The organism is Hymenobacter cheonanensis (genome assembly GCF_030581075.1).
Taxonomy (GTDB): Bacteria; Bacteroidota; Bacteroidia; order Cytophagales; family Hymenobacteraceae; genus Hymenobacter.
The window spans coordinates 166,642-179,609 of sequence record NZ_JAUQSW010000012.1 but is presented as its reverse complement, the minus strand read 5'-3'; the positions used below and the strand labels follow the sequence as shown (position 1 = coordinate 179,609).

Here is a 12,968-nt window from a genome sequence, read left to right as displayed (position 1 = left end):
TGCAGCTGGGCGTGCGCTGCAACTGCAACTAAGGCCGCGCGCCTCGGCGCTCAGCTTGCCCGAAGCCGGGGCCGGAAGCAATTCCGGCCCCGGTTTTTTTATATTGCCCCGGCCCGGGCTACTTAGCCCTCGCCACGCGCGCCGGGCCCCGCCAGAGAAAATTCGGTGCAAAAAAGGGGGTGAAAGCGCTGGGCTAAGGTGCGCGCTTTCTGTGCGCTACCTGATGAAGGCCCGGGTAAGTGGCGGCCGGCTCCAGCCGCTTGATTGGTGAGGTTCTGATGACGAAAAGACGCGGGCTAGCCCCTGCTGATTTACCTTTGCAGCATATTGGCACGTGTGAGCCTTTTCACTTTTTTTCATTTTATGAGAAATTTAAGTTTACGCCACTTTTCACTGCTCTTGCTGCTCCTGCTGACGGCCCATCTGGGCTGGGGGCAGGGTGCTACCACGGCCTCGCTCAACGGGGCTGTTACCGACGCCAAGGGTGAGCCACTGCCGGGCGCAACGGTGCTAGCCATCCACACGCCGACCAACACGCAGTATGGCGTGGGCACCAACGCCGACGGCCGCTACAACATCCAGGGTATGCGCGTAGGCGGGCCCTACACCATCCGGGTTTCGTTTGTGGGCTACCAGGACGTTACCAAAACCGGCATTGTGCTGGCCCTCGGTGAAACCCTGCGCCTCGATATTCCGCTGAGCAGCAGCGCTACCGAGCTGGGCAACGTAGTAGTGACGGGCCGCGCCGACCCGGTTATCAACGCCGGCCGCACCGGCGCCGAAACCAACGTGAGCCGCGCCCAGATTAACCAGCTGCCCACGCTGAACCGCTCGCTGACCGACTTCACCCGCCTCACGCCGCAGGCCGGCGGCGGCGGCAGCTCGTCGTTTGGCGGTGCCAACAACCGCTACAACAACATCACCATCGACGGCGCCGTGAACAACGACGTGTTCGGCCTTGCCAGCTCGGGCACGCCCGGCGGCCAGGCGGGTACCAACCCCATCGCCCTCGACGCCATCGAGCAGATTCAGGTGGTGCTGGCTCCCTACGATGTAACGCTGGGCAGCTTCACCGGCGCCGGCGTAAACGCCATTACCCGCTCGGGCACCAACGACATTTCGGCTTCCATCTACGGCTTTGGCCGCAACCAGAACTCGGTGGGCAAAAGCGTAACCGAGCCGCGCACCACGGCCGACCAGTTTTATAACTACCAGACCGGCTTCCGGGTGGGTGGCCCCATCGTGAAGGACAAGGTATTCTTCTTCCTGAACGGTGAAATCGCCCGCGTAAACACGCCGCTAGGCTACCTGCCCGGCACCTCGGCCTCCATTGCCAGCCCCGACGTTATCAATCAAATCCGGACGGCCGCAATGACGGCCCGGTATGGTAACTACGACCCCGGTACGGTGGGCGACGTGAACCAGCTGACGGAAAGCAACAAGATTTTCGGCCGCCTGGACTTCAACCTCTCGGAAAACAATACGCTGACGATTCGCCACAACTTCGTAAAGGCGTTTACCGATAACATCACGCGCTCCATCAACAGCGTGCGCTTCAGCAACAACGCCTACCGCTTCAGCAACCTCACCAACAGCACGGTAGCCGAGCTGAACAGCCGCTTCTCGGGCGGCTTCTCCAACAAGCTGATTCTGACTTATACCGCCATTCGCGACACGCGCGACGTGGTGGGTGCCCCCGGCCCGGCCTACCAGATTTCGGAAGGCGGCGTGACCTATAGCCTTGGCCAGGAGCGTAGCTCGGTAGCCAACCAGCTCGACCAGGACATCATTGAGGTGACCGACAACCTGACCAAGTCGCTTGGCAAGCACACCATTACGCTGGGTACCCACAACGAAGGCTTCAAGTTCCGCAACCTGTTTCTCAACAACGGCGCCGGCTACTATACCTTCTCGTCGCTGCTGAACTTCCAGAATGGCAACGCTACCCAGGTGCAGGCCAGCTACCCCACCGCCGATGGCGGCGAGGCCAAGTTCAAGGCTGCCCAGCTGGGCTTCTACGCTCAGGATGAATACACGCCCACCGAAAACCTGCGCCTGACGCTGGGTATGCGCATCGACGTGCCGGTGTTCTTCGACAAGCCTGGCAACAACGAAGGCGTGGCTACCCAGTTTGGCCAGCAGTACCACACCAGCAACACCCCCAACGGCCAGGTGCTGTACTCGCCCCGTATCGGCTTTAACTGGGACGTGAACAACGACAGCAAAGTGCAGCTGCGCGGCGGTACCGGCATCTTCTCGGGCCGCGTGCCCTTCGTATGGATTTCGAACAGCTACACCAACAGCGGCCTGATTCAGGGCTCGGTAAACCAGTCGGCTACCGGCACGGGGGCCAATACGCAGTACCTGCCGGTGTATACCAACATCAACGACATCGCCACCAAGTTTAGCCCGGTTACGACCACCCAGATTAACCTGGTGAGCGACAACTTCAAGCTGCCGCAGGTGTGGCGCTCGAACCTGGCCGTTGACTTCCGCCTGCCCGGCGACATCGTAGCTACCCTCGAAGGCATCTACTCGAAGACCATCAACGACATCTACTACAAAGACATCAACCTGACGGCCCCGGTGGGCCGCCTGGCCGGCCCCGACCAGCGCCCGATATACGCTGCTACTACGGCCGCTCGCCGCGTAAACGGTAGCTACACCAACGTGTACCTGCTCGATAACACCAGCCAGGGCTACCGCTACAACGCCACCGCCCAGCTGCAAAAGCGCTTCACGAATGGCCTGAACACCACCGTAGCCTACACCTACGGCGTGTCGAAGGAAATTAACAGCGGCACCAGCAGCACGGCTTCGTCGAACTACGGCTTCAACCAGGTAGCCTACGACCCGAACAACCCCGAGCTAGGCTACTCGCGCAACGACCAGCGTCATCGCATCATCGCCAGCACGGGTTACACCTTCCACTACGCGAACAACAACCTCGCCACCACCCTTAGCGTGTTCTACGAAGGCCTCTCGGGCCAGCCGCTCACCTACATCTACGGCCAGAGCACCGACGTGAACCGCGATGGCAACACCGGCAACGACCTGCTCTACGTGCCCACCAACGCCCTCGACCCCAACCAGATTCGTCTGGTGACGACGACCACTGGCGGTGTAACGTACACGGCCGCGCAGCAGGCCATCGACCTCGAGAACTTCATCAACAACGACCCTTACCTGGCTAGCCACCGCGGCCAGGTAGTAGAGCGCTTCGGCGCCCGCCTGCCCTGGACGCACGAAGTTGATATCCGCGTAGCCCAGGATTTCGCCTTCACCGCCGGCGGCAAGCGCAACAGCATCCAAATCACGTTTGACATCTTCAACGTCGGCAACCTGCTCAACAACAACTGGGGCCGTCAGTACGTGGTGAACAACAACGCCTTTGAGCTGCTGAAAGTAGAGTCGACCAACGTGAACGCGCAGCCGACTTTCTCGCTGCCCAAAGCCTACGGCGACGCCGGCATCCCGTACGGTATTGCCGCGTTCAACTCGCGCTGGCAGGGCCAGTTGGGCGTGCGCTACAGCTTCAACTAAGCCTTAGCGGCACCAAAAGCCTTAAAAAGGCCGGAGAAATTTCTCCGGCCTTTTTTTTGGGCCTGATTTTGCGGTAGTTGCGAAGAATGTTGCCGCCGGGGCTTGCACAAGCCAAATGCCGCCGTACTTTTGTCAAACCAACGCGCAACAGGCGCCGCGGCAAGCCACAAAACGGGGGATTAGCTCAGCTGGCTAGAGCGCTTGCATGGCATGCAAGAGGTCATCGGTTCGACTCCGATATTCTCCACTCCCGTTTCAAGAAAGCGTCCGTAAGCCCAGGCTTGCGGACGCTTTTTGCGTTTATAGCTTCTTCAGGCTAGCCAGATACTTAGCATCAAGTACAATTTCGGCGCAGGTGTTAGGGCCGCCTTCAGATGATGAGCACCAGCGTGCCGCCGATGATGAGGGCAGCCCCCAGCGCGACTTTCAGCGTGAGCGTTTCGCCCAGGAAAACGACCGATAGCACGATGGCCAGCGCCACGCTCAGCTTATCGACCGGGGCCACCTGCGACACCTTGCCTAGCTGCAGGGCGCGAAAGTAGCACAGCCACGAGAGCCCCGTGGCTAGGCCCGACAGCCCCAGAAACAGCCAGGTGCGCGGCGGCAGCGTGAAAATATCGGCCGGGTTGTCTTTCACAAAGACGATGCCCCACGCCACCACCAGGATAACTACCGTGCGAATGGCCGTAGCTAGGTCGGAGCTGACGCCTTTAATGCCGACCTTGGCCAGCACGGCCGTGAGGGCCGCGAATACGGCGGATAGGAGGGCGTAGGTCCACCACATAACGAAGGAGGTTGAAAGCTGCGCCCGCAAATACGGTTCCTTTTCTGTGAGAATTCTGCGGGGCTAGCCCTGACAGAGCTGGCAGGTGCCCGAAAGCAGGAAGTCGCGGCGCTGGGCCTGGAAGCCGCCGGGCAGCTGAACGGCCGGAATGGCCACCTGGCTGAGGCAGTAGGTGTGGCTGCACACCCCGCACTTGAAGTGCACGTGGTTGTCGAAGTGGGCATCGGCCGAGCACTCGATGGAGCAGGCGGCGTAGCGCAGCACGTCGGTATCGTCGATAACGCGGTGGATGAGGCCCTGCTGCTCGAAGCTTTTGAGGGTGCGGTAGAGGGTAATGCGGTCGGTGGCGGCCCCAATTTCCTGCTCAATCTCGGCGCCGGTGAGCGCATAGCCTTTGCCGGCCAGCGCGGCGAGCACGGCGCGGCGCACGGGCGTTTGGCGCAAGCCGTGGCGCAGCAGCGTCTGGGCAAGGCGGTCGGGAGCAGTAGGAGCGGGGGAAGACGACATAAGCCAAACTTACGAACAGGAAGGAAAGCCGGCGCACGCTGCCCAAGGCGAAACTGCCTGCGCCGGGGGCGTACCTTTGCCGGGCCGGCGCCGCTAGGGCACCGGCCTACCGGGAGTACTCCCTTTATTCTTAACCAAACTTGTGGTAGAATCGTTAGCCCGCCGGGTACTTATTGCCCTTAGCCAGCGGCCGTGGTGGGTGGCGGGGCTTACGCTGGCGCTGGCGCTGCCGGCGCTGCTGCTGCACCTGGGCTGGCAGCCGCTGCTGGTTGATGAGCCCATTCGGGCGCTGGTAGCGCTGGAAATGCACTACTCGGGTCACTTTTTTGGTCCTACGCTGCAAGGGCTGCCTTATTATAACAAGCCACCGCTCTTCAACTGGCTGCTGGTGGCGCTGTTTCGCCTCTTTGGGCGGCAGGACGAGTTTATGCTGCGCCTGCCTACCATTGTGGCGCTGCTGCTCTACACCACGGCGCTGTGGCGGGTGCTGCGCCCGCAGCTAGGGTCGCGGCTGGCCTTCACGGTGGCGCTGGCTTTTGCTACCACCGGCCGGGTACTGTTCTACGATTCCTTTCTGGGCCTTATCGACCTCTGGCACGCGGGCCTCACGTGGCTGGGCTTTATGGCCGTGTGGTACCTGGGCCAGCGCGGGCAGTGGGCGCGCCTGTTTGTGCTCACGTATGCCCTCACGGCGGTGGGTTTCCTGCTGAAGGGCCTGCCCTCGGTGGTGTTTCAGGGGCTAGCCCTGCTGGTGTACTGCCTCGATACCCGGCAGTGGCGGCGCCTGTTCAGCTGGCAGCACGTGCTAGGGGTGGGGGTGATGCTGAGCATAGTAGGCGCGTATTTTTTGATTTACAGCCAGCACAACTCGCTCGAAACGGCCCTGGCCACACTCTGGTCGCAGTCGAGCCAGCGGGTAGTAACCGCTACGCCGCTGGCCGAGTCGGTGCGCTACATGCTGCTGTTTCCGTTTGATTTTATCAAGCACTTTCTGCCCTGGACGCTGCTGGTGCTGTGCCTGCTGGTGCCGGGGGCGCGCCGCACGGTGCTGGCCAGCCCGTTTTTGCGCTACAACGCGCTGCTGTTTCTGGCCATTTTGCCGGTGTACTGGCTTTCGCCGGCCACCATTCCGCGCTACCTGTTTATGCTGGTGCCGCTGGGCCTCACGGTGGTGGTGGCGCTGTATGCCCGGTATTGGCCGGCGCAACCGGTGGCCATCCGGCTGCTCGATGGGCTGCTGCTAGGGCTGCTGGTGGCCAGCACCCTGCTGGTGCTGGCGCCGCCGCTGCTGCGGCTGGCGGGCGGGCTGGGCCTGGTGGCGCCCGCCCGGCTGGCCGTGCTGCGCGGCGTGCCCGCTTCGGGGCTGCTAACGCTGGCTTTTGTGGGGCCGCTGGCCCTGGGCGCCTACCTGTTTTGGCGGCTGGCTGATTATCGTTTGCTGGTGCTGGGCTATTACCTGCTGGTGCTGCGGCTAGCCTTCGACGTCTTTATTTTTCCGGCCCGCATGCAGACTTCGCCCGAGGTCACTTACCGCACCGATGCCATTCGGGTGGGCCGCGAAACCAAGGGCCGCCCCCTGGTGCTGTATCCCGAAGGCGGGCCGCTCGACAACGTGGAGGCCTTCTACATTGCCCGCGAGCGGGGCCAGACGCTCACCTTTGCCCCGCTGCCGCTGCGCCCCCACACGCTCTATATCATCGACGAGCACTACCTGAGTGGCCTGCGCTACCGCACGCTCGATACGTTTACCATCGACCGCGACATCACCTTCCGGGTGGTAGAGTTTGACCTGCCATGAGGGCTAGCCACGACGATGAAGCGGCCCCGGCCCCGGCCGCGCCCGCCGCCTGGCGGCGCTACCTCACGCTGCTGGTCAAGCTGGCTTTTATGGCGGCGGCCCTGTGGCTGGTGGCCCGCCACCTCGATTTGCCCGCGCTGGGCCGCACCCTGCGGCAGGCCCGGCCGGGCTGGCTGGCGCTGGCGGCGGTGTTGTTCACCGTGTCCAAGCTCATCTCGTCGGTGCGGCTCAATACGTTTTTTCGGGCCGTCGGCATTCAGCTCACCGAGCGCTACAACCTGCGCCTGTACTGGCTAGGGATGTTTTACAACCTGTTTCTGCCCGGCGGCATCGGCGGCGACGGCTACAAGGTGTACCTGCTGGGCAAGGAGTTTCCGGGGCGGCGCGGCCTCATTTTCCGGGCCCTGCTGCTTGATAGGCTCAGCGGCATGGTAGCGCTGCTGGTGCTGCTGCTGGCGCTGCTGGCCGTGGTGCCCGCCGCCGAGCTGCGCGCAGCGGGCGCGCTAGCCCTGCCCACGTGGTGGCGGGCCGTGCCGCTGGCGCTCATGCCGGTGGGCTTAGCTGCGAGCTACGGGCTGGGCCGCTGGGGCTTCGGCGAGTTTCGCTCGGCCTTCGGGCGCACTTCGTGGGAGGCGCTGGGCGTGCAGGGCGCCCAGGTGCTGTGCGCCTGGGCGCTGCTGGCGGCGCTGGGGGCGGCCGGCGGGCCGGTGCTGCCCTACCTGCTGGTATTTCTGGCCTCCAGCATTGCGGCGGTGCTGCCGCTCACGGTGGGCGGGCTAGGGGCGCGCGAGCTTACCTTTCTCTACGGCGCTCAGCTTTTTGCGCTCAGCGGGCCGGTGGCGGTAAGCGTGAGCGTGCTGTTCTACGTCATTACGGCCCTGGTGTCGCTGGTAGGGGCGCTGGTGCGGGTCGGGCGGGGGTAGCGAGCCCGCGAAAACGGGTAGGGGCGCAGCCCGGTAGGGTAGGGCGGCTGGCGGCGCCCTTGCTGGTTTCTGGCACGCCGGCGCACTGGCTCCCCGCGCAGGCCGCCTGGGCAGGTAGTTTGTTTTCATTAAGGTAAGCGAGTGAGAAGCCGCCTAGCGGTTGGCCAGCGGCTGGCCAACCAGGGGTAGGTTGTCGCGGCTGAGCACGACGAACACGCGCTGCCCGGCCTGCGCCTGCGCTACCAGCTTGCCGTAGAGCGTTTGCGCGCGAAATTCCCGAATGGCCGCCTTAAACTCCTCAATACTGGGGTTGCTTAGGCTCGCCTCCGTGGTGGCCGGGTTGAACCACGCCGCCGGCGCATCCCACCACTTGCTGCCCGCCGGGCAGTACCGGCGGTAGGCGGTTTCCAATTCGGCCTGGTTGCGGATAACGCCGTCTGTGCCAGGTAAGAAGAAGGCGCTGTGCGCCAAAAAAGCTTGCATCGCCTTTTTGGTGAGGGCCTTGGAGCCACCCGTGCGGGCCCGGAACCGCTGCACTTCGCGCAGCAGGCAAAACAGCTTCAGGCGCTCGGGGTCGAGCCGGGTTTGCAGGTAGGCATACTCGGCCAGGGCATCGTTGAGGCGCTCGGCGGGCACCTGGTGCTCCTGGGCCAGGTAGCGGATGTAGCCGCCCTCGCCCAGCCGGCTGATAACCGCCGTTTCGGTGCTATCGAGCGGTTGGGCCGGGTTCTCAAAATAAACGATGGTGGGCCGGGCAGCTTCAAACGCCTGCCGCAGCCGCGCAAACTGCTCGTGCTGGCAGTCGTGCGAGCAAACCGTGCCGAAGTACGTGATGCTGCCGCCCCCCGCTACCGGCTGGGTGTAGGGCAGGGCGCGAGCGGCAAGGGTGCGGGCAATGCCCGCCTGCGGGCGGGTGGCAGCTGTGGCAACTACCTGGGCCGCAGCGGCAGTGTGCAGCAGCGCGGCGGCCAAAACAAATAGGGGTTTCATAGCTCAGCGAAAAAAAGGGTGGGAAGTCTGTTTTCTGGCTCTGGAAGTGGTGAGTGGAGCCGGCCGCCGGCCGGCTAGCGCACGGCGTACAGGCGCGTTTCGCGCGGGTCGTGGCCCAACTGCTGGGTTAGCCAGGCGGTGGCCCGGGCAGCGTGCGCCGGGTCGTGCAGGGCTAGCTGCAGGGCCTGAGTGAGCTGCTGGCTGGTGCGCTGGCGGCAGCGGCGCGAGCCCTTGCCCAGGTCGAGGCACAGCCGGGGCAGGCGCTCTTCATACACAAGCTGGTCGTGGCCATCGTAGAAGCGCACGATGGTGTAGGCGCGGGTGGTGAGGTTAGTTTCCAGGTTCCAGTAGCCCGGCAGGGCCGCCGGCGCTGGCGCCTGGGCGTGGCTAGCCTGCGCGGCCACAAGAAACAGCACCCAAAAAGCGAGGCGAAGGAAGCAGCAAGACGTTTTCATCGGTGAAGCGGAAAAGTGTGAGAAAATGAAGGCAACGGGTAGGCAGCGCACGGGCTAGCCGGTGGCGGGCGGGGTTTCATGGCGGGGTAAGTGGCTGAAAGTGAAGTAAGCAGCGCCACCACAAAGGAAGCGGCACCCCTGCCGCAGGGCATTTGCGCGCGTTGCCAGTGCGTGTGCGGCCGTGGCGCGGGCCTTTGCCGGTGTTGCAAATGCATTTGCGCATGTTGCAAAGCCCCTATTGCGTGCAGCGAGTGAGGCAGAATGGCGCCGAAAAAAAGTATTTTTGGCTGGCCTACCTGCTTCGTTATGAAGCACATGGCTTAGCCAGAATTTGTCCGGTAAGCCGTATCTTGAGGAAGGTTCGCCCGCCCCGCCCATGAAAACGCTCTCCCTGATTGGCCTGCTTGTGGGGTGCTGCTGGCTGGCGGGGTGCGGGCGGCCGGCCCCGGCCGGGGCCGCTACGCCCGGCCGGGGCTGCGCCCGCCTCGTAGCGGCGCAAGTAAACGCTGCCGCCATGCAGCGCCTCGACGGCCCGGCCAGCTGGCGCTACCAGCCCGGCTGGCCGCCGGGCTGGGCTAGCCCCACTACCCTCGACCAAGACTGGCCGCTGGCCGACCCCGACTTTCTGCTGGGCCGGGAGCCGCCCGGCTGGCGCGGCACGGGCTGCTTCCGGCTGCGCTTCACCCTCGACTCGGCGCTACTGGGCCGGGCGCTGGGCTTGTATATTTTGCAGTCGGGCGCTTCAGAAATTTACCTCGACGGCCGCCTGCTGGGGCGCTACGGCACGCTAGGCACCTCGGCGCGCACTACCAGGGGCTTCGAGCCGCGCTACCTGCTGCTGCCGTTTATGCTGCGCGCGGCGGGCCCGCACCTGCTGGCCGTGCGCTATGCCCGCTTCGGGGCGTGGCCGGGGCCCTACGGCGGCCTGTCGCTGCGCGTGGGCCTGGCTAGCCACCTGCTGGCCGAGCAGGTGCGCGTGATGCGCCTGCGCTCGCTGCACCTCCTGGTGGTTACCGGCACCGGGGTGCTGGCGCTGCTGCACTTCTTTCTGTTTTTGTTTTACCGGCCGCTGCGGGCCAACCTCTACTTCAGCCTCTACGCCACGGTGCTCATGGGCACGGCTCTGGTCGTGTACTTCCGGGCTACCGAGATGGATGTGAGCCTGCTGTGGTGGCTGCAGCTGGGCTTCGAGGGTGCGCAGGCGCTCAATACGGTGCTGCTGCTGGCCTTCCTCTACTCGGTGTGCGAGGGGCGCCTGCCCTGGCGCTGGCTGGTGCCGCTGCTGGCGGTGCGGCTGGTGCAGGTAGGGCTGTGGCTGGTGCACCCCACTTCCAAAGCCCAGGAGTGGCCGCAGCAGCCGCTGCTGCTAGCCGCTTTCCTGCTGCCTTGGGCCGATATGCTGCTGGTGCTGGGCCGCGCCCTGCGGCAGCGGCAGCCCGGCATTGGGCTGGTGGCGCTGGGCGTGGTAGCTACCATCCTGGTGCAGGTGTTTGCCTCCTACGATGTCTTTCACGTGTGGCCCCAGCACTATTCGCTGGCCCATATGCTCGTTATTCAGCTAGGCTTTCTGCTGCTGCCGATGTGCATGTCGGTGTACCTGGCCCGCGACTTTGCTACCACGCGCCGCCGCCTGGAGGCGCAGCTGCGGCAGGTGGCGCAGCTTTCGGCCCAGACCCTGGCCCAGGAAACCGAGCGCCGCCAGCTCATCAGCGCCCAAAACGAGCGCCTCGAAGCCACCGTGCAGGCGCGCACCGAAGAAATAAGCCACCAAAACCATACCCTGGCCGCGCAGCGCGACGAGATAAGCGCCCAGGCCGACCGCCTGCGCACCCTCGACCAGGAGAAGACGCGCTTTTTACCAACCTCACCCACGAGTTTCGCACCCCGCTCACGCTCATGCTAGGCCCCGCCGCCCAGCTGCTGGCCGCTACCCACGACCCCGCCACCCGCCAGCAGGCCGCCCTGGTGCAGCGCAACGCCCAGCGCCTGCTGCACCTCATCAACCAGCTGCTCGACCTGAGCCGCCTCGAAGCCGGCCGGCAGCCGCTGCACCTGGCGCCCGGCGAGGTCGTGGCCTTCGTGCGCGGGCTGGCGGGCTCGTTCGAGTCGCTGGCCCAGCAGCGCAGCATCGGGTATTCGTTTGCGGCCGATTGCCCCACGCTCTTCGTGCTCTTCGATGCCGACCAGTTGGAAAAAGTGGTGCTCAACCTGCTCTCCAACGCCTTCAAGTTTACGCCCAGCGCGGGCGCGGTGGCCGTGCACCTGCGCTGGCTGGAAGCTGAGAGCGACGCCTTTGCCGGGCTGGAGCTGACCGTGCGCGACACTGGCTGCGGCATTGCGCCGGCCCAGCTGCCGCACGTGTTCGACCGCTTTTACCAGGCCGATGCCTCCGACACCCGCGAGCACGAGGGCTCCGGCATCGGCCTGGCCCTCACCAAAGAGCTAGTGGAGCTGCACGGCGGCACTATTGTGCTGCGCAGCGAGCCGGGCCGCGGCACCACCGCCGTAGTGCGCCTGCCACTGGCGCCGGCCGCTGCGCCTGCGGTGCCGGCCGGCCCGCACCCCGCCGACCCCGCCGAATGGCTGCCGGCCGAGGGGCCGGCCCCCGCGCTGGCCGCGCCCGCCGAGGCCCCGCTGGTGCTCGTCATCGAAGACAATGCTGACATGCGCGCTTACTTGGGCACGCTCCTCACCGCCGAATATCAGGTGCTGGAAGCCCCCAACGGCGAAGCCGGCCTGGCCCTGGCCCGCGAGCACCTGCCCGACCTCGTGCTGAGCGATGCTATGATGCCCCGCCTCGATGGCTACGGCGTGTGCCGCGCCCTCAAGCTTGACGAGCGCACCAGCCACATTCCGCTGGTGCTGCTCACGGCCAAGTCCGACCTGCCCAGCCGGCTGCAGGGCCTCGATATTGGGGCCGATGCCTACCTCACTAAGCCCTTCCGGCGCGAAGAGCTGCTGGCCCAGCTGCGCAACCTCGTGCTAGGCCGCCAGCAGCTGCAGGCCGCCTACCGCCGCAGCCTGGCCGAGCCCGCCCTGCCGCACCCGCCCACCATGGAGGAAGCCTTTCTGGCGCGGGTGCGGCAGGCCGTGGAAGCCGCCCTCGACGACGAAACGCTGGGGGTTGAAGCCCTGGGCCGCGAGCTAGCCCTGAGCCGCACCCAGCTGCACCGCAAGCTCAAGGCCCTCACTGGCCAGGCGCCCGGCGATTTTATTCGCCTGGTGCGCCTCAACCGGGCCCACGCGCTGCTGGCTGGTGGCACGGCCACCGTGGCCGAGGTAGCTTATCAGGTGGGCTACGGCAACCCGGCCAACTTCAGCACCAGCTTCTCGCGCCACTTTGGCTACGCCCCCAGCGAAACCCGCCGCCGGGCCGCCCTTAAGTAGCGCTGGCTATTGCAAGGGCGCGCAGGTGCTCTGCTGGCGGCGCTAGGGGCCACCAATGGGTCAGTGCCGCCCTACCTGCTGATATTTCTGGCCTCTGGCATAGCAGCAGGGCTGATGCTCACGGTGGGCGAGCTGGGCGCGCGCGTTCATGGGGCCAGGCTCTTTGCGCTCAGCGTACCGGTGGCGGTGAGCGTACTGTTCTACGTGATTACGGCGCTGGTGTCGCTAGGGGGCGCACTGGTGCGGGTCGAGCGCGTGCGCTAGCGACGGGGCAAAGTAGTTTTCAGTAAAGCCAGCGCGTAGCTCCGCTGCACATAGGGGCGTAGCGGCTGGTGTTGCTCAAGCCGTTCGATGGCTTCGCGCTCGCGGCGGTGGCTATACTTAAGCCGGTCTACGAGCATTATTACTAACAGCCCAGTGTTGGCACCCACAGCTACCACCCCTATTATTTGGCGGCCTTGGCGCGGGTCGCTAAGAGCATTCATGCCAGCAGTGATGCCAGTGGTGGCCGCCAGACCCAGCAAGCCCACGCGGCGAGAGTGCCTGAATAGCTGATGCAGCACTGCGGCACTGTCTACCGG

10 protein-coding genes and 1 tRNA gene are annotated in these 12,968 nt (G+C 64.9%); 7 read left to right on the top strand and 4 right to left on the bottom strand.

The window, feature by feature from the left end:
- The first annotated feature begins 399 nt into the window (after positions 1 to 399).
- Both Q5H89_RS20000 and Q5H89_RS19995 read left to right on the top strand, forming a co-directional pair.
- A complete protein-coding gene (locus Q5H89_RS20000; protein WP_305021120.1) occupies positions 400 to 3,543 on the top strand; it encodes a TonB-dependent receptor in 3,144 nt (1,047 codons plus the stop codon).
- 173 nt (positions 3,544 to 3,716) lie between these two features.
- Positions 3,717 to 3,790: transfer RNA gene (locus tag Q5H89_RS19995), tRNA-Ala, on the top strand.
- 123 nt (positions 3,791 to 3,913) lie between these two features.
- On the opposite strand, the gene Q5H89_RS19990 is transcribed toward Q5H89_RS19995, so the two are convergent.
- The gene (locus Q5H89_RS19990) at positions 3,914 to 4,327 is read right to left on the bottom strand and encodes an EamA family transporter (protein WP_305021119.1); all 414 of its coding nucleotides are present in this window, start codon (positions 4,325 to 4,327) and stop codon (positions 3,914 to 3,916) included.
- Between the two features lie 63 nt (positions 4,328 to 4,390).
- Complete coding sequence (locus tag Q5H89_RS19985; protein ID WP_305021118.1) at positions 4,391 to 4,834, bottom strand: Fur family transcriptional regulator; 444 nt, start codon at positions 4,832 to 4,834, stop codon at positions 4,391 to 4,393.
- Positions 4,835 to 4,976: 142 nt separating this feature from the next.
- Here Q5H89_RS19985 and Q5H89_RS19980 point away from each other — a divergent pair, with 142 nt between their 5' ends.
- Positions 4,977 to 6,632 (top strand): ArnT family glycosyltransferase, encoded by a 1,656-nt coding sequence (locus Q5H89_RS19980; RefSeq protein WP_305021117.1) that lies wholly within the window; start codon positions 4,977 to 4,979, stop codon positions 6,630 to 6,632.
- A complete protein-coding gene (locus Q5H89_RS19975) occupies positions 6,629 to 7,555 on the top strand; it encodes a lysylphosphatidylglycerol synthase transmembrane domain-containing protein (RefSeq protein WP_305021116.1) in 927 nt (308 codons plus the stop codon). Before Q5H89_RS19980 ends, Q5H89_RS19975 begins: the two co-directional genes overlap by 4 nt.
- Before the next feature lie 153 nt (positions 7,556 to 7,708).
- On the opposite strand, the gene Q5H89_RS19970 is transcribed toward Q5H89_RS19975, so the two are convergent.
- Together Q5H89_RS19970 and Q5H89_RS19965 are read right to left on the bottom strand one after the other, a co-directional pair.
- The gene (locus Q5H89_RS19970; RefSeq protein ID WP_305021115.1) at positions 7,709 to 8,545 is read right to left on the bottom strand and encodes a hypothetical protein; all 837 of its coding nucleotides are present in this window, start codon (positions 8,543 to 8,545) and stop codon (positions 7,709 to 7,711) included.
- A 74-nt stretch (positions 8,546 to 8,619) separates the two neighbouring features.
- Positions 8,620 to 9,000, bottom strand: coding sequence for a hypothetical protein (locus Q5H89_RS19965; protein ID WP_305021114.1), 381 nt, complete (start codon positions 8,998 to 9,000; stop codon positions 8,620 to 8,622).
- 376 nt (positions 9,001 to 9,376) lie between these two features.
- On the opposite strand from Q5H89_RS19965, the gene Q5H89_RS19960 reads away from it, so the two are divergent.
- Genes Q5H89_RS19960 through Q5H89_RS19950 form a run of 3 tightly spaced genes read left to right on the top strand, consistent with a single transcriptional unit; the run spans position 9,377 to position 12,651 of the window.
- A complete protein-coding gene (locus Q5H89_RS19960) occupies positions 9,377 to 10,903 on the top strand; it encodes a 7TM diverse intracellular signaling domain-containing protein (RefSeq protein ID WP_305021113.1) in 1,527 nt (508 codons plus the stop codon).
- Positions 10,897 to 12,387 carry a hybrid sensor histidine kinase/response regulator transcription factor gene (locus Q5H89_RS19955; RefSeq protein WP_305021112.1) on the top strand — a complete coding sequence of 497 codons (1,491 nt, stop codon included), beginning with the start codon at positions 10,897 to 10,899 and terminating at the stop codon, positions 12,385 to 12,387. Before Q5H89_RS19960 ends, Q5H89_RS19955 begins: the two co-directional genes overlap by 7 nt.
- A 9-nt stretch (positions 12,388 to 12,396) precedes the next feature.
- The gene (locus Q5H89_RS19950) at positions 12,397 to 12,651 is read left to right on the top strand and encodes a hypothetical protein (protein ID WP_305021111.1); all 255 of its coding nucleotides are present in this window, start codon (positions 12,397 to 12,399) and stop codon (positions 12,649 to 12,651) included.
- Positions 12,652 to 12,968 lie beyond the last annotated feature (317 nt).

Coding starts and splice junctions, on each gene's coding strand:
- Q5H89_RS19990 (WP_305021119.1), bottom strand. CDS start 4,327: ATGTGGTGGACCTACGCCCTCCTATCCGCCGTATTCGCGGCCCTCACG.
- Q5H89_RS19985 (WP_305021118.1), bottom strand. CDS start 4,834: ATGTCGTCTTCCCCCGCTCCTACTGCTCCCGACCGCCTTGCCCAGACG.
- Q5H89_RS19975 (WP_305021116.1), top strand. CDS start 6,629: ATGAGGGCTAGCCACGACGATGAAGCGGCCCCGGCCCCGGCCGCGCCC.
- Q5H89_RS19970 (WP_305021115.1), bottom strand. CDS start 8,545: ATGAAACCCCTATTTGTTTTGGCCGCCGCGCTGCTGCACACTGCCGCT.
- Q5H89_RS19965 (WP_305021114.1), bottom strand. CDS start 9,000: ATGAAAACGTCTTGCTGCTTCCTTCGCCTCGCTTTTTGGGTGCTGTTT.
- Q5H89_RS19960 (WP_305021113.1), top strand. CDS start 9,377: ATGAAAACGCTCTCCCTGATTGGCCTGCTTGTGGGGTGCTGCTGGCTG.
- Q5H89_RS19955 (WP_305021112.1), top strand. CDS start 10,897: ATGCTAGGCCCCGCCGCCCAGCTGCTGGCCGCTACCCACGACCCCGCC.